Source organism: Mycobacterium sp. IDUB_5, assembly GCF_055419565.1.
On the sequence record NZ_JBVAXX010000001.1, the window covers coordinates 108,145 to 133,286 of the forward strand.

A 25,142-nucleotide genomic window follows, 5' to 3' on the forward strand; every position below is an offset into this window, starting at 1 on the left:
GTCACACCGCTGCCGGATCGGGAGGTCGTCACTGTCGCGCCTCGGGGGCTCCGCGCTGGGCGAGCTCACGGCTGGCGTCGAGATAACTCATCGCACCCCGTGAGCCTGGGTCGTAGTCGATGATCGTCATCCCGTATCCGGGTGCTTCGGACACCTTCACGCTGCGCGGAATCACGGTTCGCAGGACCTTGTCACCGAAGTGCGCACGTACGTCGACGGCGACCTGGTCGGCCAGTTTGGTCCGACCGTCGTACATCGTCAGCACCACGGTCGTCACGTCCAGCTCGGGGTTCAGATGCGACTTCACCATCTCGATGTTCCGGAGCAGCTGGCCTACGCCCTCGAGAGCGTAGTACTCGCACTGGATCGGAATGAGGACCTCTGGGGCGGCGACAAGTGCGTTGATCGTGAGCAGACCGAGAGAGGGCGGGCAGTCGATGAAGACGTAGTCGAAGTCGTGATGCTTCAACTCGGCGAGTGCGGTGCGCAGTCGCCCTTCTCGAGCGACCATGCTCACGAGCTCGATCTCGGCGCCGGCCAGGTCGATTGTCGCCGGAACGCAGAACAACAGCTCGTTGTGCGGGCTCTGCTGGAGCGCCGACTCGACGGAGATCTCACCGATGAGCACCTCGTACGACGACGGTGTCCCGGGACGGTGCTCGATGCCGAGCGCGGTGCTCGCGTTGCCCTGCGGATCGAGATCGATGACGAGCGTACGTGCGCCCTGCAGGGCCAGGGCTGCCGCGATGTTCACTGCCGTCGTGGTCTTGCCGACGCCGCCCTTCTGGTTCGCGACCGTGAAGATCCGCTGGCGAGCTGGCTTGGGCAGCAGGCCCTCGGACGCGGCATGCATCAGTCGGACGGCGCGTTCGGCCTCGGCTCCGATCGGGGTGTCGACGTCATGGGTACCCCACGTTTCACGTGAAACATCCGGGGTGGGCTCCTCGGCCGTTGACGTCACCGTTGTCTCCTTCCCGCCGGAGTCCGACGACGTCGCTCCTCTTCCAGAAACCCTACGACCACTGTCGCGGGCGGGTCCACGAATTGCGCGCCACACGTCCTCACCTCAACCTCGGTCAGTCCGAGCGCGGCCAACGACTGGCGATGCTCGTGCACCTCATCGGCAGCGCGCTCGCCTTTCATCGCGAGCATCCGACCACCGACCCGCAGTAGTGGCACGCTCCATTTCGCGATCTTGTCCAGAGACGCCACCGCACGGGACACCACTGCATCCTGCTCCCCCACGACCTCGCGAACGGATCGATCCTCAGCCCTGCCTCGTACGACCACAGACCCCAGGCCGAGCTCGGTGACCACCTCGCGGAGGAAGTCGCTGCGCCGAAGCAAGGGTTCGATCAGAGTCACGGAGACGTCGGGCCGGGCCAGCGCCAACGGTATCCCGGGAAGGCCCGCACCGCTGCCGATGTCGGCGACAGCCTCTCCGCGGTCGACCACATCGGCAATCGCGGCGCTGTTCAGAATGTGGCGATCCCACAGCCGCTCGACTTCACGCGGACCCAGCAGTCCGCGTTCGACACCGTCACCGGCCAAGATCTCTGCGTAACGGAGCGCAGCATCGGCAGCGTCACCGAAGACTGCCGTCACCGCCGCAGGCGGCGCTGGCACCTCCGCATGTTTCACGTGAAACATCCCCTGCCTCGAGTCCGACACTGGTCCGCCCACCGAACTACATCGGTGTAACTCCAGGAGTCTCAGTCGACGAGGACGACCACGCGACGCGACGGCTCCACGCCCTCGCTCTCGCTGTGCACCCCGTCCACCTCTGCCACGGCGTCGTGCACGATCTTGCGCTCGAACGGCGTCATGGGGGACAGCTCTTCGCGCTCACCGGTCTCGAGAACGCGATGGGCCACCTTGCTACCCAGAGTCGCCAGCTCGTCGCGACGGCGCTTACGCCACTGCGCGATGTCGAGCATCAACCGACTCCGCTCCCCCGTCTTCTGGTGGACAGCCAACCGAGTCAGCTCCTGGAGGGCGTCGAGCACCTCACCCTTACGGCCGACCAACTTCGTCAGGTCGCCACCGCCGTCGATGCTCACGACCGCGCGGTCGCCCTCGACGTCGAGATCGATGTCACCGTCGAAGTCCAACAGATCCAGTAGCTCCTCGAGATAGTCGCCGGCGATCTCGCCCTCGGCGACGAGCCGGTCCTCGAGATCGCCCGTGCCCGACGGAACATCGCTCGTCGACTCCTCGACGACGACGTCCGAGCTCGTCTCGTGGATCTCTTCCAGGGACGTCGTCTCTGAATTCGTCATGGATATACCTCTCCCTCGTTCGCGGTCACCCGCGCGTCAACGTTTCCGCTTCTTGGGGCGCGCGCCGGGTTTCGGGGTTCGGCTCACCGCCCCGTTGCGTGTCGCAGCATTCCCAGCGCTCTCGCTCGAGCCCGACGACCCCTGTTCCGTTCCACTGGACTCGACGATCTCCAGGTCATCGGCAGCTGTGGCATCCGCAGATTCACCATCGAGGCGCGCGGCCTTCTTCCGGCTCGGCTTCGCTCCCGGCGCGGGTGCGTTCGCCGCGCGGCGCTCCAGCGCCTCCTGCTTCTTGGCTTCCTCTTCCTTCTCGATCTTGCCGAACACGTAGTGCTGCTGACCGAAGGTCCAGATGTTGTTGGCGAACCAGTACAACAAGATGGCCAACGGAAGGAACGGGCCGCCGACAACCACGCCCAGCGGGAAGACGTAGAGCGCGAGCTTGTTCATCATCGCGGTCTGCGGGTTGGCGGCCGCTTCCGGACTCTGACGAGCCACCGACGCGCGGCTGTTGAAGTACGTGGCGACACCGGCGGCGATCATGATGGGGACGCCCACGGCGATCACGGCCGGGCGGTGGAACTCGGTGAATGCCTCGAGGCCGTGCTTCTGGATCATCGTCGCGCCGAGCGGAGCCCCGAACAGGTTGGCGTCCAGGAAGTGCCCGACGTCGGTGGCGCTGAAGAAGTAGTTGCCGAGGCTCTTGTTCTCCTCGACCGAGAGGCCAAGTCGACCGATGCCCGTCTGTGTCCGGTTGAAGGACATCAGCACGTGATACAGACCCAGGAACACCGGAATCTGCGCCAGCATCGGCAAGCAGCCGAGGATCGGGTTGAACCCGTGCTCCTTCTGCAGCTTCTGCATCTCCAGCGCCATGCGCTGCCGATCCTTGCCGTACTTCTTCTGCAGAGCCTTGATCTGCGGCTGCAGCTCCTGCATCTGGCGCGTGGTGCGGATCTGCCGAACGAACGGCTTGTAGAGGATCGCTCGCAGCGTGAACACGAGGAACATCACCGACAGCGCCCAGGCGAAGAAGTTCGAGGGGCCCAGCAGGAACGCGAACGCCTTGTACCAGACCCACATGATCGCCGACACCGGGTAATAGATGATGTCGAGGCTGAAGAAGTTAAACACGCGGCAGACTCTTCCCTTGCTGATCCGGTTGGTCTTCTAGGTCTACGGGGTTCTCGCGGGGACCACCGACTGTCACAGCGGTGGCGTCACTGTGACGATCACACTCCGGGCGTACGTGACCGGGAGAACGATCGGGAATCGGGTCCCACCCTCCGTTATGCCATGGTCCGCATTTGAGCAGACGAACCAGAGCCAGCCAGCTCCCCCGCACCAAGCCGAACTCGGTGAGAGCCTCGACGGCGTACTGGCTGCAGGTGGGTGTGAATCGGCACGTCGGGAGACGCAGCGGAGAGACGGTGGTGCGGTAGAGCTGAATCGTCCACACGAGAGCGCGGACCGCGCGGGAACTCACGGCGCGGGAACTCACAGCGTGGGAAGTCACGAGGAGGCCTCCGCACGACTCCTGATGCGGCGCAACGCGGTACGCACCTGCTGCTCGAGACGAAGGGATACTGCGTGTCGGCTACCCGGGAGCGCGCGGATGACCACTCGATCGGTGGAGTTCAGATCAGGCAGGAGGGTACGGGCGACATGACGAAGACGCCTCGACACCTGATGCCGCTGGACGGCATTGCCGACCGCTTTGGAGACGACCAAGCCAATCCGTGGTCCGGCTTCCTCGGTCTGATCAGAACGCAGGCAGTAGACGACGAGATCAGGCTGAGCCGCCCGCGTCCCTCGACTGACTGTGGCACCGAACTCGGTCGACCTGGTCATCCGGTTCTGTGCCGGAAGCACCGCGTCAGACCTGGCGTCGTGTCACGCAGTCAGTGACTGGCGGCCTTTGCGGCGCCGACCGGACACGATGGCGCGCCCCGCACGGGTGCGCATCCGCAGCCGGAACCCGTGCACGCGTGCGCGGCGCCGGTTGTTGGGCTGGAAGGTCCGCTTGCCCTTGGCCACGGCAGTCACTCCTTGTTGGTCTGGCCCCCACGCTCTGTCCGTGTCTCACGACGGGCATCGCGCTGTCGGCCGTTGGTAAGTTCGGCGGTCTTACTTTGCCGGCGCGGCCTCCGACGTAAGCCGGATCGCAGCCGTATCACCACGTGCGGGCGACTGTTCGAGGGTACTGACGAGAATTCGCCGGGTCAAACCTGCGTCGAACCACCTCCGGTGGTGACGAGCACCGGCAGAGTCGCACGTCAGGAGCATCACATTCACCTCAGCCGTCACGCGGATCTGGAACGATTGCGCCAGGCGGACTTACGCTTCCCCGCAATGTTGCAGAACTGTTGGCACTCGGAGAGAAAACTGTTAGCTTCTGGCAAGGCCGATTCCATGCCGGGACGGCGCAAGACAACGAAGCGAGGATCGTCCACTCGATCGAGAGCCCACCACGTGTCATCGCGTGGTGATGAGTTCCGAGGATTGGCAGCCTCGCTGGTAGACAGCGAACAACGACGGATCCCTGTATTTCCACAACCTGTGGATAACTTTGTGGACAGTTCGTCGTTGTGGTGTAGCCGTCCTCGCGGCGGCCGGTAGGGGGTGGGTGTTCTTGTCAGCCGACCCCGACCCTCCGTTCGTCTCGATCTGGAACAACGTCGTCACCGAACTCAACGGTGATCGCGGTTCCTCCAGCGGCACCCTCACCCCGCAGCAGCGGGCGTGGCTCAAGCTCGTCCAACCCCTCGTCATCACCGAGGGGTTCGCTCTGTTGTCGGTACCCACCCCGTTCGTCCAGAACGAGATCGAACGTCATCTGCGGGAGCCGATCATCGCCGCGCTGAGCCGCCAGCTCGGCCAGCGCGTGGAGTTGGGGGTTCGTATTGCCGACCCCGAACCCGACGACTCCCCCGTCTTCACCCCGGTCTCTGTTCCTGATACCGACGACGACCTCGTCGACGACGATCTGGCCGCCCGCGCCAGCGCCGAGGAGAACTGGCCGAGCTTCTTCGCCAATCGTGGGCAGAACACCGCTCCCGACGACGCGACAGCGATCAACCTCAATCGCCGCTACACCTTCGACACTTTCGTGATCGGGGCCTCCAACCGTTTCGCCCATGCCGCGTCACTCGCGATCGCCGAGGCGCCGGCGCGCGCCTACAACCCGTTGTTCATCTGGGGCGAATCGGGTTTGGGCAAAACACATCTGCTCCACGCGGCGGGCAACTACGCCCAGCGGTTGTTTCCCGGCATGCGGGTCAAGTACGTGTCGACCGAGGAATTCACCAACGACTTCATCAACTCCCTGCGCGATGATCGCCGCGCGTCGTTCAAGCGCACCTACCGCGACATCGACGTGCTGCTGGTCGACGACATCCAGTTCATCGAGGGCAAAGACGGTATCCAGGAAGAGTTCTTCCACACCTTCAACACCCTGCACAACGCGAACAAGCAGATCGTCATCTCCTCCGATCGCCCGCCCAAACAGCTCGCGACCCTGGAGGACAGGCTTCGGACCCGCTTCGAGTGGGGCCTGATCACCGATGTCCAGCCGCCCGAGCTCGAGACCCGGATCGCGATCCTGCGCAAGAAGGCGCAGATGGACCGTCTCGACGTGCCCGATGACGTGCTCGAACTGATCGCCAGCCGCATCGAACGCAACATCCGCGAACTCGAGGGCGCCCTGATCCGGGTGACCGCGTTCGCCTCGCTGAACAAGACATCGATCGACAAGTCGCTGGCCGAAATCGTGCTGCGTGACCTGATTTCCGATTCGTCGACGATGCAAATCAGCACCGCGGCGATCATGGCCGCCACCGCCGAGTACTTCGAGACCAGCATCGACGAACTACGCGGCCCCGGCAAGACCCGCGCGTTGGCACAGTCGCGGCAGATCGCGATGTACCTGTGTCGCGAACTCACCGATCTCTCCCTGCCCAAGATCGGTCAGGCATTCGGCCGCGACCACACCACAGTCATGTACGCGGAGAAGAAGATTCGCGGCGAGATGGCTGAGCGACGTGAGGTCTTCGATCACGTCAAAGAACTCACCACGCGGATCCGTCAGCGCGCCAAGCGCTGACCGCCGACCCCCGTTTCTCCCCCTGCGCCGCCGACACGCGGCCCTGTGTCGTACTCACGACACGCCGGGTACTGCCCTCTCCCCCGGCCGTCCGCCCGAAAAACTTCTCTCTCGTTCGCACCACGAGTCACAGCCGCGGCCTGGGGAGCACCTGTGTACAACCTGTCGTCAACCCGCGTGCGCAGTGGGGTGTTCTTCCCCAGATCGCTGTTCATCCCCAACCGGCCGATGTCATCCCACCGCCGATGCACAGATGCCCCACAGCCGTTCACCGCGCTGGCCTGCGCGAAACCCCTCATATCCCCAGATTGCACAACACCTAGTACTACTGCTCATTTCTCTCTATCAATATCTCTTGGAAGAAGACCCCTGGGGAAAGCACACGGTGGACGGCCCCACGGGGACCTCTCGGCGTGGGCCTGTCGGCCCGATCGTTTAGCTTTCAAGTTGGAGCGGAAAGCTCTACGGTGGTTCATCGACAGCCGTTCCGGTCGTCGCAGCGTGTCGTAGCGGCGCGGTGTGCCCGTCGGAGAAATCGCTGATCAAGGCTTCATCGGGGTGTACATCGAAGGGACGCAATAAACGTGGCGACGTCAACGGTAGGTCTCACGGACTTGAAGTTCCGGCTGAGCCGCGAAGAGTTCGCCGACGCAGTCGCCTGGGTGGCCCGTAATCTGCCGTCACGGCCGACGGTGCCCGTCCTGGCCGGCGTCCTGCTGACCGGATCCGACGAGGGTCTCACGATCTCCGGATTCGACTACGAAGTCTCCGCCGAAGTCCAGATCGCCGCCGAAATAGCCTCTCCGGGAAGTGTTTTGGTGTCCGGTCGGTTGTTGTCCGACATCGTCCGGGCCTTGCCCGCCAAACCTGTCGATGTCAGCGTCGAAGGCACCCGCGTCGCGTTGACCTGCGGAAGTGCCCGCTTCTCACTGCCGACCATGGCAGTCGAGGACTACCCGACGCTGCCCACCCTGCCCGACGAGACCGGTGTCGTCGCCACAGATGTCTTCGCCGAGGCCATCGGCCAGGTCGCCGTCGCCGCCGGCCGCGATGACACGCTGCCGATGCTGACCGGGATCCGCGTCGAGATTTCCGGTGAGAAGGTGGTTTTGGCGGCCACCGACCGGTTCCGCCTCGCCGTTCGCGAACTGACATGGTCGACGGCCACCCCCGGCGTGGAAGCTGCAGTCCTGGTGCCCGCGAAGACTTTGTCGGAGGCCGCCAAAGCGGGCAGCGACGGCAACGAAGTGCATCTCGCGCTCGGATCCGGCCCCACCGTCGGCAAAGAAGGCCTGCTGGGTATTCGCAGCAAGGGCAAGCGCAGCACCACTCGCCTGCTCGACGCCGAATTCCCGAAGTTCCGCCAGCTCCTGCCGACCGAACACACCGCGGTGGCCACCATCGGGGTCGCCGAGTTGACCGAGGCGATCAAGCGTGTCGCCCTGGTGGCCGATCGTGGTGCCCAGGTGCGGATGGAATTCTCCGATGACGTGCTGCGGCTCTCGGCCGGCGCCGACGACGTCGGTCGCGCCGAGGAGGATCTGCCGGTCGAGTTCTCCGGTGAACCACTGACCATCGCGTTCAACCCGACGTATTTGACCGACGGGCTGGGCTCGCTGCATGCCGACCGGGTCACTTTCGGTTTCACGACGCCCAGCCGGCCTGCGGTGCTCCGCCCCGCGGGCCAGGATGATGTGAGTAGCGACGGTGCGGGACCGTATCCGGCGGCACAGACGGATTACGTCTATCTGCTGATGCCGGTGCGCCTCCCCGGCTGATCGCACTCACCGACTACAGGAGGGCGCTGACATGCAGCTCGGTCTCATCGGCCTGGGCAAGATGGGCTTCAACATGCGGGCTCGCCTGCGTGATGGCGGACACGAGGTCATCGGGTACGACCCGCGGCCCGAGGTGTCCGACGTGGCCACGCTGGCCGACCTCGCGGCAGCATTGCAGGCTCCTCGGGTGGTCTGGGTGATGGTGCCATCCGGATCCATCACCGATCAGACCATCACCGAGCTGGCCGGCGTGCTCTCGCAGGGTGACCTCGTCATCGACGGCGGCAACTCCCGCTACACCGAAGACAAGCCGCACGCAGAACTGTTGGCGCAGAAGGGCATTGCCTTCATCGATGCGGGTGTATCCGGCGGTATCTGGGGTTTGACGGAGGGCTACGGCCTGATGGTGGGAGGCAGTGACGACGATGTCGCGCGGGCAATGCCCATCTTCGACACGCTGCGTCCACCGGGACCGGTGGAAGACGGCTTCGTCCATGTCGGTCCCGTCGGTGCCGGGCACTTCGCCAAAATGGTGCACAACGGCGTGGAGTACGCCCTCATGACGGCATACGCCGAGGGTTACGAGATGTTGGCTGCCGAGGATTTGGTGAAGGATCCGCAGGCCGTTTACCAGGCGTGGACCAACGGCACCGTGGTCCGCTCGTGGCTGCAGCAGCTCCTCGCCAAGGCGCTGAAGGAAGATCCGAACCTCAACGAGATCAGCGGTTACACAGAGGATTCCGGTGAAGGGCGGTGGACGGTCGAAGAAGCCATCCGGCTGCGGGTACCGGTTCCGAGCATCGCCGCGTCGCTGTTTGCGCGGTTCCTGTCCCGCCAGGATGACTCGCCGACGATGAAGGCCGTCGCGGCACTGCGGAACCAATTCGGTGGGCATGCGGTGAAGAGGGTGAGCGAGTCCGGGTGAGCGAGGCGAACCGGTGTACGTACGTCGCCTCGCGCTGACGGATTTCCGGTCGTGGCCGCGGGTGGAGTTGGATCTCGACCCGGGACGCACCGTCTTCGTCGGATCCAACGGCTTTGGTAAGACGAATCTCATTGAGGCACTGTGGTATTCGTCAACCCTCGGCTCGCACCGTGTGGCCACTGACGCCCCGCTGATCCGGGAGGGCGCCGACCGCGCGGTGATCTCCACCATCGTCGTCAGTGACGGGCGTGAGCTCGCCATCGACCTCGACATCACCTCGGGGCGCGCCAACAAGGCACGCCTGAACCGCTCCCCCGTCCGATCGGCCCGCGAGATTCTCGGTGTGTTGCGCGCTGTGCTGTTCGCACCCGAAGATCTGGCGCTGGTCCGGGGTGACCCGGGGGAGCGCCGGCGCTATCTCGACGAGCTGGCCACCATCCGTCGTCCTCGTATCGCGGGCGTCCGCGCAGATTACGACAAAGTCGTGCGGCAGCGCACCGCGCTGCTGAAAACCGCGTCAGCAGCCCGCTTTCGGGGAGATCGTGGGGCGTTGGAGACTCTCGACGTATGGGATGGCCACCTCGCGTCGCACGGGGCGCAGCTGATCGCGGCGCGGGTCGACCTCGTCAATGAATTGGCGCCCGAAGTAGAGAAGGCCTACCAGTTGTTGGCCCCTGCGTCGCGGCCAGCGGCGGCTCGGTACCGCAGCGGCGTGGAGGTCGTGGAAGCTGAAGCGGCTGTGGGGAACACCGATGTGGGGGTGTTCGAAGCCGCGTTGCTCGATGCGCTGAGTCGGCGCCGCGACGCCGAATTGGAGCGCGGCGTCTGTCTTGTCGGACCCCACCGGGATGATCTGGACCTGAGGTTGGGTGAACAGCCTGCGAAGGGTTTCGCCAGTCATGGCGAGAGCTGGTCGATGGCGTTGGCGTTGCGGCTGGCCGCCTACGAGCTGCTCCGGACAGAGGGGGGAGATCCCGTGCTGCTGCTCGACGATGTGTTCGCCGAACTCGATACCGCACGCCGTGACGCGCTCGCTCGTGTCGCGGCGACCGCGGAACAGGTTCTGGTGACAGCGGCGGTGCCGGAGGACATTCCGCGAGAGTGGGACGCGCGGCGTATTGAGATCACGATGGGCGACGGCGATCAGGGGCGGGTATCGGAGGTGGTGTCATGACCGACGCAGAGGATCAGCCTGTCGAACCGCCCGCACATCTGGCCCATGTCAAAGGGATGGATCTCGTACGGCGGGCACTGGAAGAGGCCCGGGGCGCCGCTCGGGAACAAGGAAAGAACGTGGGTCGCGGCCGCACCTCCTCTGCGCCGCGGCGCACCGGGGCCTCCAGCCGTCGTCGATGGTCAGGTCCCGGACCTGATGAGCGGGATCCTCAGCCGCTGGGGGCGGCGACCAGTGCTGTGGCGCGCAACCGCGGATGGACGGGCCGGGTTGCCGAGGGTGCGGTGTTCGGTCGGTGGCGTGAGGTGGTCGGGGCCCAGATCGCCGACCATGCGGTACCGGCGTCACTCACCGAGGGTGTGCTGACGGTGACGGCGGAATCGACAGCATGGGCGACACAGTTGCGGATGGTCCAGGCACAGCTGTTGGCCAAGATCGCCGCGGCCGTCGGAGACGGCGTGGTCACCTCGGTGAAGATCGTCGGCCCGGTCGGCCCGTCATGGCGGAAAGGCCCGTATCGGGTACCGGGTCGGGGGCCTCGCGACACCTATGGCTGAGAGCCGCGAGAACGCCATCGGCGGCTCTGCGAAGCGTCTCGACCTATCTTCTGTCGGAAAAATCGGCGCACGGCGCGATTAGGTGTGTCAAAACGTGGTTCCAGTATCAGTCCTGATGCCATGTTTCGGTAGACTGATCAGAGTGATTCACGAGGGGGTCGTCAGATTCCCCGTGCAGGCCCCTGCCTGCCCAAGACCAAGGAGACCCGCTCAACGTGGCTGCCCAGAAGAAGAATGCTCCCAGTGAGTACGGCGCCGAGTCGATCAAAGTTCTCGAAGGTCTGGAAGCGGTTCGCAAGCGCCCGGGTATGTACATCGGTTCCACCGGTGAACGCGGCCTGCACCATCTGATCTGGGAAGTCGTCGACAATGCAGTGGACGAGGCGATGGCCGGCTTCGCCACCAAGGTCGACGTGCGCATTCTCGAAGATGGCGGAGTGCAGGTCACAGACGACGGCCGCGGTATCCCGGTGGCCATGCACTCCACCGGCATCCCCACCATCGATGTCGTCATGACAGTCCTGCATGCCGGTGGCAAATTCGAAGAGGGCGCCTATCAGGTCTCCGGCGGTCTGCACGGCGTGGGCGTCTCCGTCGTCAACGCGCTCTCCACCCGGCTCGAGGCCGACGTGCACAAGGACGGTTTCGAATGGCATCAGACCTACGACAGGTCGGTGCCCGGGACCCTGCGCAAGGGCGAGCCGTCGTCCAAGACCGGCAGCACCATCCGATTCTGGGCGGACCCGGACATCTTCGAAACCACCACCTATGACTTCGAGACCATTGCCCGTCGTCTGCAGGAAATGGCGTTCCTCAACAAGGGGCTGACCATCGAGCTCACCGATGAGCGGGTCGCACCCGAAGAGGTCGTCGACGACGTGGTCAGTGATCACGCGGAAGCGCCCAAGTCGGCAGAAGAGAAGGCCGCCGAGAAGGCCGCCCCGCAGAAGGTCAAGCATCGGGTGTTCCACTACCCCGGCGGACTGGTGGATTTCGTCAAGCACATCAACCGGACCAAGACGGCGATCCAGCCCAGCGTCATCGACTTCGACGGCAAGGGTCCGGGTCACGAGGTCGAGATCGCGATGCAGTGGAACGCCGGTTACTCCGAGTCGGTCCACACGTTCGCGAACACGATCAACACGCACGAGGGCGGCACCCACGAGGAGGGCTTCCGCGCCGCACTGACCACGGTGGTGAACAAGTACGCCAAAGACAAGAAGCTCCTCAAGGACAAGGATCCGAACCTCACCGGCGACGACATCCGTGAGGGGCTGGCCGCGGTCATCTCGGTGAAGGTGTCGCAGCCTCAGTTCGAGGGTCAGACGAAAACCAAGCTCGGCAACACCGAGGTGAAGTCGTTCGTGCAGAAGATCTGCAACGAGCAGCTCACCCATTGGTTTGAGGCAAATCCAGCCGAAGCGAAAACCGTTGTGAACAAAGCGGTGTCGTCGGCACAGGCCCGTATGGCCGCGCGTAAAGCGCGCGAGCTGGTGCGCCGTAAGAGTGCGACCGACATCGGTGGCCTGCCTGGCAAGCTCGCTGACTGCCGCTCGACGGATCCGACCAAGTCGGAACTGTATGTGGTGGAGGGTGATTCGGCCGGGGGCTCGGCCAAGAGTGGTCGGGATTCGATGTTCCAGGCGATCCTGCCGCTGCGCGGCAAGATCATCAACGTCGAGAAGGCCCGTATCGACCGCGTGCTGAAGAACACCGAAGTGCAGGCGATCATCACCGCGCTGGGTACCGGTATCCACGACGAGTTCGACCTGAGCAAGCTGCGCTATCACAAGATCGTGTTGATGGCCGACGCCGACGTCGACGGTCAGCACATCTCGACGCTGCTGCTGACGCTGCTGTTCCGATTCATGAAGCCGCTGGTGGAAAACGGGCACATTTTCTTGGCCCAGCCGCCGCTGTACAAGCTGAAGTGGCAGCGCTCCGAGCCGGAGTTCGCCTACTCCGACCGGGAGCGCGACGGTCTGCTCGAGGCCGGCCGCGCGGCGGGCAAGCGCATCAATGTCGACGACGGTATCCAGCGCTACAAGGGTCTGGGTGAGATGGACGCCAAGGAGCTGTGGGAGACCACGATGGATCCGTCGGTGCGGGTGTTGCGCCAGGTCACCCTCGATGACGCCGCCGCCGCCGACGAGCTGTTCTCCATCCTGATGGGCGAGGACGTCGAAGCGCGACGCAGCTTCATCACCCGCAACGCCAAAGACGTTCGCTTCCTTGACGTTTAATCACAGAGGCTGAGGAAACTCCATGACTGACACCACCCTGCCGCCCGGCGACGAAGCCGGCGACCGGATCGAACCGGTCGACATCCAGCAGGAGATGCAGCGCAGCTACATCGACTACGCGATGAGCGTGATCGTCGGCCGCGCACTGCCCGAGGTCCGCGACGGCCTCAAGCCGGTGCATCGCCGCGTGCTGTACGCGATGTTCGATTCCGGGTTCCGGCCCGACCGCGGCCACGCCAAGTCCGCGCGCTCGGTGGCCGAGACGATGGGTAACTATCACCCGCACGGTGACTCGTCGATCTACGACACCCTCGTGCGCATGGCGCAGCCGTGGTCGCTGCGCTACCCACTGGTCGACGGACAGGGCAACTTCGGCTCCCCGGGCAACGATCCGCCGGCCGCGATGAGGTACACCGAGGCGCGTTTGACTCCGCTCGCGATGGAGATGTTGCGTGAAATCGACGAGGAGACAGTCGATTTCATTCCGAACTATGACGGCCGGGTACAGGAGCCGACGGTTCTGCCGAGCCGGTTCCCGAACCTGCTCGCCAATGGTTCGGGCGGTATCGCCGTCGGCATGGCCACCAACATGCCACCGCACAACCTGCGCGAGCTCGCCGACGCGGTGTACTGGTGCCTGGAGAACCACGAAGCCGACGAGGAAGCGACCCTCGCCGCGGTGTGTGAACACGTCAAGGGTCCGGATTTCCCGACCCACGGCTTGATCGTTGGCTCGCAAGGGATTTCGGATACCTACCGCACCGGCCGCGGCTCGATCCGCATGCGTGGCGTCGTGGAGATCGAAGAGGATTCGCGCGGGCGGACCTCGCTGGTGATCACCGAACTCCCCTACCAGGTCAACCACGACAACTTCATCACCTCGATCGCCGAGCAGGTGCGCGACGGCAGGCTCACCGGGATCTCCAACATCGAGGACCAGTCCAGCGATCGCGTGGGTCTGCGAATTGTCGTGGAGGTCAAGCGCGATGCGGTCGCGAAGGTGGTGCTGAACAACCTCTACAAGCACACCCAGCTGCAGACCAGCTTCGGCGCCAACATGCTGTCGATCGTCGACGGGGTGCCGCGTACGCTACGCCTCGACCAGCTGATCCGGCACTACGTCAACCACCAGTTGGACGTCATCGTCCGGCGCACGCGCTACCGGCTGCGGAAAGCCAACGAGCGGGCCCACATCCTGCGTGGCCTGGTCAAAGCCCTCGACGCCCTCGACGAGGTGATCGCGTTGATCCGTGCGTCGGCCAACGTCGACGTCGCGCGTCAGGGCCTGATCGAGTTGCTCGACGTCGACGAAATCCAGGCTCAGGCGATCCTGGACATGCAGCTGCGGCGCCTGGCCGCCCTGGAACGTCAGCGCATCGTCGACGACCTGGCCAAGATCGAGGCCGAGATCGCCGACCTCGAGGACATCCTGGCCAAGCCGGAGCGGCAGCGCGCCATCGTGCGCGACGAGCTCAAGGAGATCGTCGACAAGTACGGCGACGACCGCCGCACCCGCATCATCGCCGCCGACGGTGAAGTTGCCGACGAGGATCTGATCGCCCGCGAAGACGTCGTCGTCACGATCACCGAGACCGGCTACGCCAAGCGGACCAAGACCGACCTCTACCGCAGCCAGAAGCGCGGCGGCAAGGGCGTGCAGGGCGCGGGGCTCAAGCAGGACGACATCGTCAACCACTTCTTCGTCTGCTCCACCCACGACTGGATCCTGTTCTTCACCACACAGGGCCGGGTGTACCGCGCGAAGGCGTACGACCTGCCCGAGGCGTCGCGCACGGCCCGCGGTCAGCACGTCGCCAACCTGCTGGCGTTCCAGCCGGAGGAGCGCATTGCCCAGGTAATCCAGATCAAGGGCTACGAGGACGCGCCCTACCTGGTGCTGGCGACCCGCAACGGCCTGGTGAAGAAGTCGCGTCTGGTCGACTTCGACTCGAACCGGTCCGGCGGCATCGTCGCGGTCAACTTGCGTGACGGCGACGAGCTCGTCGGCGCGGTGCTGTGCTCCAGCGAGGACGATCTGCTGCTGGTGTCGGCCAACGGCCAGTCGATCCGGTTCTCGGCCACCGACGAGGCGCTGCGGCCGATGGGTCGCGCGACCTCCGGCGTGCAGGGCATGCGGTTCAACGCCGATGACGCACTGTTGTCGCTCAACGTGGTCCAACCGGACACGTACCTGCTGGTGGCGACATCGGGCGGCTACGCCAAGCGCACCGCCATCGACGAGTACCCCGTCCAGGGCCGCGGCGGCAAGGGGGTGCTGACCATCATGTTCGACAAGCGTCGTGGCACTCTTGTGGGCGCGTTGATCGTCGACGACGAGACCGAGCTGTACGCCATCACCTCAGGTGGCGGCGTCATCCGGACCGCCGCGCGACAGGTTCGCAAGGCCGGCCGCCAGACCAAGGGCGTCCGGTTGATGAATCTCGGTGACGGCGACACCCTGATCGCGATCGCGCGCAACGCCGAAGAGGGCGACGGTACCGACGAGGTCGACACCGACATCGGCGACGAGCCGACGACGCAGGAGTGAGGAGCGGTCAGTGAGCTCACCGAACGAGCCGGGGCACCCGCGTACGGGTGAGGCCTCCGGCGGGGCCGGCAACGGATCGGCGGCGGGGACACCGGCGCCGAGCCACAGCGGTCCGCCGCCCCAGGCGCCGGCTCGCGGGGCCGAGCACAGCGATGTGCCGCCGTGGCAGCGGGGCCCGCAGACGCGGGCGCGTCAGCAGCAGGCACCTGACGCTCCGGGCGGGCTCGATGCGCGGCTCAACCGCTTCATCGCGGGCGGCCCCGAGACGGAGCAGGCGCCGCGGGGTGACCGGCCCGAGGCGCAGCGTCCCGACTCGCGTCCCGACGGCAACCGTCCGGAACCTCGTCCTGAGTCGCGTCCCGAAGCTCGGCCGGAGGGCAACCGTCCCGAGGCTGCGCGCACCGATGTGCACCGCCCCGAACCCCCGACCCGCGTCGACGGCCCCGGGGGCGCCGCGTATGCCAGCGAGCTCCCCGATCTCTCGGGTCCTCTCCCCCGGTCGGCGCAGCAGCGCAAACCTGCGGAGCGACCGTCTGAGTCGACGGCGAAGCCGCCGCAGAAAACCTCGACCAACCGGGGCGTACAGGTGGGTCCGCGTCAGCACACCGGGCCGGTGCGGGCGAGCATGCAGATCCGCCGCGTGGATCCGTGGAGCGCGCTGAAGGTGTCGCTGGTGCTGTCGGTGGCGCTGTTCTTCGTGTGGATGATCGCGGTGGCGTTCCTGTACCTGGTGCTGGGCGGCATGGGCGTGTGGAGCAAGCTGAACAGCAACGTCGGTGACTTGCTCACCAGTGCCAGCGGCAGCTCCGGTGGCGAGCTGGTGTCGGCCAGCACGATCTTCGGTGGTGCGGCGCTGATCGGCCTGATCAACATCGTGCTGCTGGCCGCGGCGGCGACGATCGGGGCGTTCATCTACAACCTGACCACCGACCTCGTGGGCGGTGTCGAGGTCACGCTGGCCGACCGCGACTGAGCTGGTTTGGGAGTCGGGTTGTCGGTGAGGTAATCTCGCTGCTCGGCCGTGCGATTGATGGCGGCGGAACGGGGCTATAGCTCAGGCGGTTAGAGCGCTTCGCTGATAACGAAGAGGTCGGAGGTTCGAGTCCTCCTAGCCCCACGGAAAGGTTCACATCGATGAAGGTGATGCTGCTTCTCGTGGCCGGCATTGCCGCGGCCGCCGCGCTGATGGTGTGGCGAACCCAGCACAGTCCCGAAATTTGGCACACCATCGCCGATGCACCTTCCTGACGAGGGGCCTTAGCTCAGTTGGTAGAGCGCTGCCTTTGCAAGGCAGATGTCAGGAGTTCGAATCTCCTAGGCTCCACTCCTATCGCGCGGCGGTCTGAAGCCGCTCTCCTCCAATAAGTGCAGTACTCCTCTACTGACGACATCGGCTGATTCAAGAGCGCACTCTGCTGTTGTCGAGGGAGATCTGCCATGACGACAACGACCTGTGCGGCCGTCACCTACGGAAAGCACCTCAGTCTGGCCGGGGCCCTCGCGGTCACTGTCGGCATCGGGATCGCCGTCGCCGATCAGTGGACGGCATCGGCCGCACCCGCCGATTCAGCGGCTTCGTCGGCATCGGAGACGCCGCACTCTGCAACCCGCCTCACCAGACGCAGCGAACGCGCCTCCGATGGCCGGCCGACCGCACGGCGACACACCGACCGACCGGACGCCCGACCGGGGCGCCGATCGCTGCAGAACTCCGAGATGATATCGAAAGACACTGCTACGACCAGACTTTCACCACGCACGCTGACCCGACGCGCGCCCGAGCGCAGGTCGAGCAGCGACGCGCCTGGCCTCCCCGCGGACGGTCCCACCGCGCTGACGTTCCTCGCCCTCGCCCGACGCGACACCGAGGAGTCCGTCTCGACCGATCCTGTGGTGAGGGAGCCGGCGCGAACGGTCGTTGCCGAGGTTGTCGTCGCCGAAGCACCCGCGCTGGATGCACCGGTGTTCACCGGAAGGCCGTCTTTGTTGTCGAAGGCCCTGTCCGCAACCTTCGGCGTGGTCGGAAAGATCGGCTCACTGATCCACGTGGACCTCACGCTCCCGGCCACGGGGCTGCTGCAGAGCGATCATCCGCCACGGGGATCGTTGAGGGGGCTGACCGCCGAGCAGACCGAATTCGAGGGCATGCCGGTGTGGACACTGCAGTCCCGCCGGCTGACCTCGGACAAGGCCGTCGTGGCCGTTCACGGCGGCGCTCTGGTCCTGCAGCCGACGCTGTTCAACTGGCTCTTCTACAGCGCGATGGCGCGCAAGACCGGGGCGACGGTGATCGTGCCGTTGTACCCGTTGGTGCCCGAGGGGACGGCGCGAGAGGTCGTGCCGACGGTGGCCGACCTCATCGCCGCTCAGATCGACCAGCGAAGCGCAGCGAACGTGAGCGTGTTCGGCGACTCTTCCGGCGGCAACATCGCACTCGCGGCGGTGCAACTGCTCGTGAAGGACGGGCGTACGGTCCCTTCGTTCATGGTGCTGAGCGCGCCCGGGGTGGACAGCACGCTGAGCAATCCGGCCATCGCACTCGTCGACGACCCGGTGTTCACGCCGGAAGTACTCGCAGACCTGCAGAAGAATGTCGGTCAGTGGGCCGACGGACTGGACCTGAAAGACCCGCTGCTGAGTCCGCTGTACGGATCGCTGGAAGGGCTTCCGCCCACGGCCATCTACGTCGGCAGTCGCGACGTCGTCGCACCCGATCTGCTGGTGCTGAGGGAAAAGGCCGCGGGGACACCCGGCGCCGACTTCACCTTCGTGCTGCGCGCAGGCGAACCCCACGACTGGGCGATCTTCACGATTCTTCGGGAGACCAGGGCGATTCTCCCCGACATCTACCGCCAGCTCGGCCTCGTCTAGTTCCCGGCTACGGCTTGGGGTCGACCTCGACACTGGGCGGCAGCGGCGAGGGCTCCGGCTGCGTCGAGCGGCGGGCGATCGAGAACGCCGCCGCTCCCCCGGCCAGCACGGCCACGCCGACAGCCACCACGAGTAGGCGTGGCCGGCGGCGCCGCTTCGGCGCGCGCAGGTTCTCCAGCGTGTCGGGCAGATTCACCACGACCTCCTGGGCCGCGGCGAGCTCGTCCTTGAGCTGCTGAGCCACGTCACTGCTGCGGTACTTCTGGCCGATCCACGACGCCGACGACCGCACCGAGTTCACCCCGATACCCACGGCGCCCCGGGTGACGTCCACGGGCCCGACCGTCGAGTACTTCAGGCCGCGGCTGAGCCGTTGGCTCGGGGTCAGTCGGACTCGGGTCTTGGAGCTCATGGCCCACCTTTCTCGGCACCGGATGACAACGAGCTTCAGCCTGCCATCTCCGCCAACCGCACGGTGCCCGGTTGGGCTTCAGAGGCGCGTGGCACACTGACTTTCCGTGACGAGCCCCATTCAGACAGCGACCGCGACCCTGCACACAAACCGCGGTGACATCAAGATCGCCCTGTTCGGAAACCACGCCCCCAAGACCGTGGCCAACTTCGTCGGCCTGTCCCAGGGCACCAAGGACTACAGCACCGAGAACGCCTCGGGCGGCTCGTCGGGGCCGTTCTACGACGGCGCCGTCTTCCATCGCGTCATCGACGGATTCATGATCCAGGGCGGCGACCCGACCGGCACCGGTCGGGGCGGCCCGGGCTACCAGTTCGCCGACGAATTCCATCCCGAGCTGCAGTTCGACAAGCCCTACCTGCTGGCAATGGCCAACGCCGGGCCGGGTACCAATGGCTCGCAGTTCTTCATCACCGTCGGCAAGACCCCGCACCTGAACCGCCGCCACACCATCTTCGGCGAGGTCGTCGATCCGGAGTCGCAGAAGGTGGTCGACGCGATCGCCACCACGGCGACCGACCGCAGCGATCGCCCCACCGATCCCGTGGTCATCGAGTCGGTCACGATCTCCTAGCCATCACCGACCGGCGCCGCGCGCGAAGCCGGCGTCGGTCAGAACATCGAGCACGCGCACCGGGTCCGTGCCCACATCCCACCGGCTCAGCACCAGGAGCCGGCCATCGATCGTGTCGATCTCGAGTAGTCGTACTTTTCGCCCGATGCGGCGGAACTCCGTGATGCGGACCAGGCTGATGTCGGCCCGGGTGAGCCGTCGCGTGCCGATCCAGCCGCGGTAGATCAGGGTGTCGCCGTCGATTGCCAGTTTCGGACGAGCGCGCCACGACAGGATGGCGAACACGAGCAAACCCACAGCCGCGGTACCGATCAAAATACGCCCCGGCACGTCTGTGACCAGCGTCACAACGCCGACAGCCAGCAGAATGCCCATTCCGGCGGCACCGATGATGCCTGCCGTCGGCGGACCCCATGTTGTTTGCTGGGAGGACAATTCACACCCTCCTACCGGGACTTACCCCGTTATCCACAAGTGCTATCCACAGTGGGGATGAATAACATCGATGTGATCCGGTTACGAGCAGGTTGCATGTGATCGAACGGCGGACGACCGCCAGGACACGCGGACAGGGTCGGCGCCCGTCACCGCCAGCGCATCGTGAGCAGCAAACCGGTGATCATGAAGCCGAACGCAATGGCGTAGTTCCACACATTGAGGTTGCTCATCCACTGCAGGAAGCTCGGCACGTCCGGGCCGCTGCCGGCCAGCTGGAACACGATCAACCACGCCAGCCCGATCAGCATCAGGCCGCAGAACAGCACCACGAACCACACGCTCGACGGGCCGGCCTTCACCTTGACCGGCGTACGGCTCACCGGGTTGATGGTGAAGTCGTTCTTCTTGCGGACCTTGGACTTGGGCATGGGTACCTTCGGACGATTCGGTGCGACGATATTGGGGCGACAGTGTTGGGCCGACGATGTTGAGCCAAAGCCTAACGCAGCCGCGATCAACACCGACTCCCGGAGAGATGCAACCGATGGACGCCCGTGACCGAACCGTTCGCTCCCGCTCGGCTTGGCGCTGGGGTGTTCCCGTGGTTTGCGCGGCGGCCGGCCTGCTGCTCGGTGCCACCTACAGCGTCTCCGGCGGAGACGAGATCCGCCGCAGCGACGCCCCGCGCCTGGTCGACCTGGTCCGTGAGACCCAGCAGTCGGTGGACCGTCTGACCGCCGAGCGCGACGCGCTGACCCCGCAGATCGAGAACCACCACGGCGGCTCCCCCAGTGCCGCAGCCGCGCTGACGGCCATCTCCGGTCGCGCCGACGCGCTGGCCCCCGACGCCGGGCTGACCCCGATGCGGGGCCCCGGCCTGGTCGTCACCCTCAACGACGCCCAGCGCGACGCCCAGGGCCGCTTCCCCCGCGACGCGTCGCCCGACGATCTCGTCGTCCACCAGCAGGACATCCAGGCTGTCCTCAACGCCCTGTGGAGCGCCGGCGCGGAAGGCATCCAGATGCAGGATCAACGCCTGATCGCGACCTCGGCGCCGCGATGCGTCGGTAACACCCTGCTGCTCAACGGACGCACCTACAGCCCGCCCTATGTCGTCACCGCGATCGGCGACGCCGCGGCCATGCAGCGCGCGCTGTCCGAGGCGCCGCTGGTGACGCTGTACAAGCAGTACGCGGTCCGGTTCGGCCTCGGCTATTCAGAGAACGTCCGCGACGTGGAGCTCGTCGGCTACACCGCGCCGGTCACGATGAAGTACGCCCAACCGATGGGACCCCTGGGGTACTGACGTGCGGCGGTAGCCTGAGCGCATGCAGGTTCTCGTCGTCGACAACTACGACAGCTTCGTGTTCAACCTCGTCCAGTACCTGGGCCAGCTCGGGGTGGACGCGCAGGTCTGGCGTAACGACGACGAACGGCTGTCCTCCGAGGCGGCTGTCGCCGCGGTGGCCGATGAATTCGACGGGGTGCTGCTGAGTCCGGGCCCCGGTACCCCCGAGCGCGCCGGGGCATCCATTCCCCTGGTCCACGCCTGCGCAACGGCCGCCACTCCCCTGCTCGGTGTGTGCCTGGGCCACCAGGCGATCGGCGTGGCGTTCGGCGGCACCGTGGATCGGGCGCCGGAGCTGCTGCACGGCAAGACCAGCACGGTCTTTCACGCCGACCGCGGGGTGCTGCACGGCCTGCCGGATCCGTTCGTCGCCACGCGCTACCACTCGCTGACGATCCTGCCTGAGACGATGCCCGCCGACCTCGAGGTCATCGCGCGCACCGAAGGCGGCGTCGTGATGGGCGTACGCCACGTGGAGTTGCCCATCCACGGCGTGCAGTTCCACCCGGAATCGATCCTCACCCAAGGCGGCCACCGCATGCTGGCCAACTGGCTCGCCGACTGCGGCACCGCGCCGGATGAGGCGGTGGTGGCCCGTCTCGAAAACGAGGTCGCGACGGCCGTAGCGGCGGCTACGACGCGAAGTTCAGCGTGATCCTGGCGGTGTAGTTCACCGCAGATCCCGCGGGAGGGGTCTGGGACACGACCGCGTTGGTCCGCTGCCCGCTGTTCTGCACGTCGGCACCCTTGTCGAGAACGCCCGTCCAGCCCAGCGCGCGCAACCGCGGTTCGGCGTCGGTCCAGAACTGGCCCGTGAGGTCCGGCATGACGAACTGGTTGCCGCGCGACACCTGGATCTGGATCACCGTGTCCTGCGGAATGGTCTGGCCGGCGGCCGGGTCGCTGCCGATGATCTGCCCGGCGGCGGTGGTGCTGTCTACCTGGACCGGCACCGTCTTGGCGAACCCGGAGGCCGTCATGATCTGCTGGCACACCTCGATGGTCTGCCCCACGCAGTCAGGCACGATGGCCGTCGCCGGGCCCTTCCCGACCACGATCGTGATTTCATTCGTGATCGCCGACGTCTGGTTGGCCGGCGGCACCGTGGACAGCACCCGGTCCCTCTGCTCCGGGAGGGACGCCGACGTGGTCTGCCGGAACCGGCTGAACCCGGCATCGGTCAGCTTGCGCACCGCATCGGCGTAGCTCAGACCCGAGACGTCGGGCACCTCGGCCTGTTGCGGGCCGTACGACAGCTTCAGGGTGATCTCGGAGCCTGCGGGAACGGAGCTATCCGCAGCCGGATCCGTGTCGATCACATGGTCCGGCGGTACCTCGGAGCTGGAGTCCTGCTCGGTGTTGATCGTGAATCCGCGGTTCTGCAGCGTCGCGATGGCATCGGCGGACGCCTGACCACGAACGTCGGGCACCTGGACGTCGCGAGTCTCCCCGCCGAAGGAGTTGATCGCGATCGTGACGAGGACGGTGAGCACGGCGAGCACCGCTACCGCCACCACCCACTTGCCGACCGACCCGGAACGTTCCTTCGGCTGATAACGCGGCTGGTGGGACACGGGGCCGCCGCGTGACGGCGCGGCTGACAGCAGCGAGGTGCGCTCGGCGTCGGTGAAGATCTTCGGGGCGTCGGGCCTCTCCCCGCTGTGCACCTTGACCAGATCTGCACGCATCTCCGCGGCCGTCTGGTATCGGTTGTCGGGGTTCTTCGACAGCGCCTTGAGGACCACGGCGTCGAGATCGGGGGAGATGTCGGCGTGGCGCGCCGACGGTGGCACCGGGTCCTCACGGACGTGCTGGTAAGCCACGGCGACAGGCGAATCACCGACGAAAGGTGGCTCGCCCGTGAGCATTTCGTAGAGCACGCAGCCCAGCGAGTACACATCCGAGCGGGCATCGACCTTCACGCCGCGCGCCTGCTCGGGAGACAGGTACTGAGCGGTGCCGATCACCGCGGCCGTCTGCGTGACGGGGTTGCCGGCGTCGGCGATGGCCCGGGCGATACCGAAGTCCATCACCTTCACGGCGCCGGTCTTGCTGATCATGATGTTGGCCGGCTTGACGTCGCGGTGGATGATGCCGTGCTGGTGGCTGAAGTTCAGCGCCTGGCACGCGTCGGCGATCACCTCGATCGCCCGCTTGGCCGGCATCGGTCCCTCGGTGTGCACGATGTCGCGCAGCGTGACGCCGTCGACGTACTCCATGACGATGTAGGGCAGCGGGCCCGTCGGGGTCTCCGCCTCACCGGTGTCGTAGACGGCGACGATCGCCGGGTGGTTCAGCGCCGCCGCGTTCTGCGCTTCGCGGCGGAAGCGCAGGTAGAAGCTCGGGTCGCGGGCGAGGTCGGCGCGCAGCACCTTGATCGCGACATCGCGGTGCAGGCGCATGTCGCGGGCCAGGTGGACTTCGGACATGCCGCCGAAGCCGAGGATCTCGCCGACTTCGTAGCGGTCGGACAGGTGCTGGGGCGTCGTCATGACAGTTCTCGGTGGGGCGGCGCTGCTGGAGGCGGCGCGGGTTGAACGGCACGGGCTACCCACATGCGCACGACGCCGTCGTCATCGACAGTCAGGGCCGGTGCGGCAGCGGGTGTCTCGGTGGTCGCGGACGGTGTTTCGGTCACCGTGGCCGGCGCGGGAGCGCGGTCTTTGCGGTCCTGTGCGTTGAGGACGATCAGGATCGCGATGACGATCGCGAGCGCCCCGAGCACGCCGGCGGCCCAGAGCAGGGCCCGCTGGCCGGAGGAGAAGGTGCGTCGCGCGGGTGGGGCCGAGCGGTGATGGCTGCCGGTGGTGCGGGTGCGGGGCGCTGCGGCGGGGGCGCGTCCGGTCGGCTGGACGGGGCTGGGCGCGATGGTCGGCTTGACCGCGGCCGGGGCGGCGCGCCCGATCGCGGGAGCCGCGTTGGGCCGGGGTGGACGGCGACCGGCACGCACGGCGGCGACGGCGTCGGCGAACGGGCCGCCGGACTTGTAGCGCATGCCGGGGTTCTTCACGAGTGTGATCTCGATCAGTTCCCGCACGTTCGGCGGCAGGTCGGCGGGCAGCGGGGGAGGAGTCTCCTTGATGTGCTTCATCGCCACCGTCAGGGCACCGTCGCCGGTGAACGGCCGTTTGCCCGAAACTGCTTCGTAGCCAACGACTCCCAGGGAGTAGACGTCGCTGGCAGCCGTGGCGTCGTGACCCAGGGCCTGCTCTGGCGCGATGTACTGCGCGGTGCCCATGACCATGCCGGTCTGCGTGACCGGGGCCGCGTCGACGGCCTTGGCGATGCCGAAGTCGGTCAGCTTGACCTGGCCGGTCGGGGTGATCAGGATGTTGCCCGGTTTGACGTCGCGGTGCACCAGGCCCGCGGTGTGAGCGACCTGCAAGGCCCGTCCGGTCTGCTCGAGCATGTCGAGGGCGTGCCTCAGTGAGAGCCGACCGGTGCGCTTGAGCACCGAGTTCAGCGGCTCGCCGTTGACGAGCTCCATGACCAGGTAGGCGGTGCGGCCCTCCCCGTCCATGTCGGTCTCGCCGTAGTCGTACACCCCGGCAATGCCCGGATGGTTCAGCATGGCGACCGTGCGGGCTTCGGCGCGGAATCGTTCAACGAACTCCGCATCGGTCGAATACTCGGCCTTGAGCACCTTGATCGCGACGCGGCGGCCCAGTCGGGAGTCCACGCCTTCCCACACCTGGCCCATGCCGCCGGTGGCGATCAGCCTCTGCAGCCGATACCGCCCCGACAGCGTGACACCGACGCGGGGGCTCATCTCTCGCCTCGCTTCGCTCGGCTTCGGCGGCTCATCTCTCGCCTCGCTTCGCTCGGCTTCGGGG

The 25,142-nt window shown here is 66.1% G+C and carries 23 protein-coding genes, 2 tRNA genes and 1 pseudogene; 14 read left to right on the forward strand and 12 right to left on the reverse strand.

The window, feature by feature from the left end:
* Positions 1–28 precede the first annotated feature (28 nt).
* The 7 genes from ACZY1G_RS00500 to rpmH all read right to left on the reverse strand — a co-directional run bounded on the left by ACZY1G_RS00500 (position 29) and on the right by rpmH (position 4,316).
* The gene (locus ACZY1G_RS00500) at positions 29–961 is read right to left on the reverse strand and encodes a ParA family protein (protein WP_463813069.1); all 933 of its coding nucleotides are present in this window, start codon (positions 959–961) and stop codon (positions 29–31) included.
* Positions 958–1,641, reverse strand: coding sequence for a 16S rRNA (guanine(527)-N(7))-methyltransferase RsmG (rsmG, locus tag ACZY1G_RS00505; protein WP_463813070.1), 684 nt, complete (start codon positions 1,639–1,641; stop codon positions 958–960). The genes ACZY1G_RS00500 and rsmG overlap by 4 nt, the downstream gene beginning before the upstream one ends.
* A 71-nt stretch (positions 1,642–1,712) precedes the next feature.
* Positions 1,713–2,279 carry a Jag family protein gene (locus ACZY1G_RS00510; protein WP_463821233.1) on the reverse strand — a complete coding sequence of 189 codons (567 nt, stop codon included), beginning with the start codon at positions 2,277–2,279 and terminating at the stop codon, positions 1,713–1,715.
* 36 nt (positions 2,280–2,315) lie between these two features.
* Positions 2,316–3,362, reverse strand: coding sequence for a membrane protein insertase YidC (gene yidC, locus ACZY1G_RS00515; RefSeq protein WP_463821767.1), 1,047 nt, complete (start codon positions 3,360–3,362; stop codon positions 2,316–2,318).
* Between the two features lie 43 nt (positions 3,363–3,405).
* Positions 3,406–3,795 carry a membrane protein insertion efficiency factor YidD gene (yidD, locus tag ACZY1G_RS00520; protein ID WP_463821235.1) on the reverse strand — a complete coding sequence of 130 codons (390 nt, stop codon included), beginning with the start codon at positions 3,793–3,795 and terminating at the stop codon, positions 3,406–3,408.
* Positions 3,792–4,151, reverse strand: coding sequence for a ribonuclease P protein component (gene rnpA, locus ACZY1G_RS00525; RefSeq protein WP_463813073.1), 360 nt, complete (start codon positions 4,149–4,151; stop codon positions 3,792–3,794). Before rnpA ends, yidD begins: the two co-directional genes overlap by 4 nt.
* A 21-nt stretch (positions 4,152–4,172) precedes the next feature.
* Positions 4,173–4,316, reverse strand: a complete 144-nt coding sequence (gene rpmH / locus ACZY1G_RS00530) for a 50S ribosomal protein L34 (RefSeq protein ID WP_046365060.1) — start codon at positions 4,314–4,316, stop codon at positions 4,173–4,175.
* Positions 4,317–4,911: 595 nt separating this feature from the next.
* Between rpmH and dnaA the strand changes: the two genes are divergently transcribed.
* From dnaA to ACZY1G_RS00585, 11 genes and pseudogenes are all read left to right on the forward strand, one after another.
* Positions 4,912–6,381, forward strand: a complete 1,470-nt coding sequence (dnaA, locus tag ACZY1G_RS00535; protein ID WP_463813074.1) for a chromosomal replication initiator protein DnaA — start codon at positions 4,912–4,914, stop codon at positions 6,379–6,381.
* 584 nt (positions 6,382–6,965) lie between these two features.
* Positions 6,966–8,159, forward strand: a complete 1,194-nt coding sequence (gene dnaN, locus ACZY1G_RS00540; RefSeq protein ID WP_463821237.1) for a DNA polymerase III subunit beta — start codon at positions 6,966–6,968, stop codon at positions 8,157–8,159.
* Positions 8,160–8,178: 19 nt separating this feature from the next.
* Positions 8,179–9,084: pseudogene (gene gnd / locus ACZY1G_RS00545) on the forward strand (phosphogluconate dehydrogenase (NAD(+)-dependent, decarboxylating)); the annotation flags it as partial.
* 13 nt (positions 9,085–9,097) lie between these two features.
* Positions 9,098–10,258 (forward strand): DNA replication/repair protein RecF, encoded by a 1,161-nt coding sequence (recF, locus tag ACZY1G_RS00550; RefSeq protein WP_463821239.1) that lies wholly within the window; start codon positions 9,098–9,100, stop codon positions 10,256–10,258.
* Positions 10,255–10,815: a DUF721 family protein gene (locus ACZY1G_RS00555; protein ID WP_463813077.1), complete on the forward strand. Its 561-nt coding sequence runs from the start codon at positions 10,255–10,257 to the stop codon at positions 10,813–10,815. The genes recF and ACZY1G_RS00555 overlap by 4 nt, the downstream gene beginning before the upstream one ends.
* Positions 10,816–11,030: 215 nt before the next feature.
* On the forward strand, positions 11,031–13,058 hold the full coding sequence (gene gyrB / locus ACZY1G_RS00560; protein WP_463813078.1) for a DNA topoisomerase (ATP-hydrolyzing) subunit B: 2,028 nt from the start codon (positions 11,031–11,033) through the stop codon (positions 13,056–13,058).
* Between the two features lie 22 nt (positions 13,059–13,080).
* Complete coding sequence (gyrA, locus tag ACZY1G_RS00565; RefSeq protein ID WP_463813079.1) at positions 13,081–15,606, forward strand: DNA gyrase subunit A; 2,526 nt, start codon at positions 13,081–13,083, stop codon at positions 15,604–15,606.
* Positions 15,607–15,616: 10 nt separating this feature from the next.
* On the forward strand, positions 15,617–16,579 hold the full coding sequence (locus ACZY1G_RS00570) for a DUF3566 domain-containing protein (protein ID WP_463813080.1): 963 nt from the start codon (positions 15,617–15,619) through the stop codon (positions 16,577–16,579).
* 70 nt (positions 16,580–16,649) lie between these two features.
* A tRNA-Ile gene (locus ACZY1G_RS00575) sits at positions 16,650–16,723 on the forward strand.
* A gap of 134 nt (positions 16,724–16,857) precedes the next feature.
* A tRNA-Ala gene (locus ACZY1G_RS00580) sits at positions 16,858–16,930 on the forward strand.
* A gap of 113 nt (positions 16,931–17,043) precedes the next feature.
* Positions 17,044–18,477: an alpha/beta hydrolase fold domain-containing protein gene (locus tag ACZY1G_RS00585; protein WP_463821241.1), complete on the forward strand. Its 1,434-nt coding sequence runs from the start codon at positions 17,044–17,046 to the stop codon at positions 18,475–18,477.
* Positions 18,478–18,484: 7 nt separating this feature from the next.
* Here ACZY1G_RS00585 and cwsA read toward each other — a convergent pair whose 3' ends face one another.
* Entirely contained in the window at positions 18,485–18,889 is a 405-nt protein-coding gene (cwsA, locus tag ACZY1G_RS00590; RefSeq protein WP_463813082.1) for a cell wall synthesis protein CwsA, read from the reverse strand.
* A gap of 106 nt (positions 18,890–18,995) precedes the next feature.
* Between cwsA and ACZY1G_RS00595 the strand changes: the two genes are divergently transcribed.
* Positions 18,996–19,523: a peptidylprolyl isomerase gene (locus tag ACZY1G_RS00595; RefSeq protein WP_046365545.1), complete on the forward strand. Its 528-nt coding sequence runs from the start codon at positions 18,996–18,998 to the stop codon at positions 19,521–19,523.
* 3 nt (positions 19,524–19,526) lie between these two features.
* Here ACZY1G_RS00595 and ACZY1G_RS00600 read toward each other — a convergent pair whose 3' ends face one another.
* Together ACZY1G_RS00600 and crgA are read right to left on the reverse strand one after the other, a co-directional pair.
* A complete protein-coding gene (locus tag ACZY1G_RS00600) occupies positions 19,527–19,898 on the reverse strand; it encodes a PH domain-containing protein (RefSeq protein ID WP_463821768.1) in 372 nt (123 codons plus the stop codon).
* A gap of 209 nt (positions 19,899–20,107) precedes the next feature.
* Complete coding sequence (gene crgA, locus ACZY1G_RS00605) at positions 20,108–20,389, reverse strand: cell division protein CrgA (RefSeq protein ID WP_046365546.1); 282 nt, start codon at positions 20,387–20,389, stop codon at positions 20,108–20,110.
* 116 nt (positions 20,390–20,505) lie between these two features.
* Here crgA and ACZY1G_RS00610 point away from each other — a divergent pair, with 116 nt between their 5' ends.
* On the forward strand, positions 20,506–21,267 hold the full coding sequence (locus tag ACZY1G_RS00610; protein ID WP_463813084.1) for a DUF881 domain-containing protein: 762 nt from the start codon (positions 20,506–20,508) through the stop codon (positions 21,265–21,267).
* Positions 21,268–21,289: 22 nt separating this feature from the next.
* Entirely contained in the window at positions 21,290–21,964 is a 675-nt protein-coding gene (locus ACZY1G_RS00615; RefSeq protein WP_463821243.1) for an aminodeoxychorismate/anthranilate synthase component II, read from the forward strand.
* Here ACZY1G_RS00615 and pknB read toward each other — a convergent pair.
* A complete protein-coding gene (gene pknB, locus ACZY1G_RS00620; protein WP_463821245.1) occupies positions 21,942–23,801 on the reverse strand; it encodes a Stk1 family PASTA domain-containing Ser/Thr kinase in 1,860 nt (619 codons plus the stop codon). The two genes, ACZY1G_RS00615 and pknB, sit on opposite strands and share 23 nt — an antisense overlap.
* Positions 23,798–25,078 carry a protein kinase domain-containing protein gene (locus ACZY1G_RS00625; protein ID WP_463821247.1) on the reverse strand — a complete coding sequence of 427 codons (1,281 nt, stop codon included), beginning with the start codon at positions 25,076–25,078 and terminating at the stop codon, positions 23,798–23,800. Before ACZY1G_RS00625 ends, pknB begins: the two co-directional genes overlap by 4 nt.
* Positions 25,079–25,142: the final 64 nt, after the last annotated feature.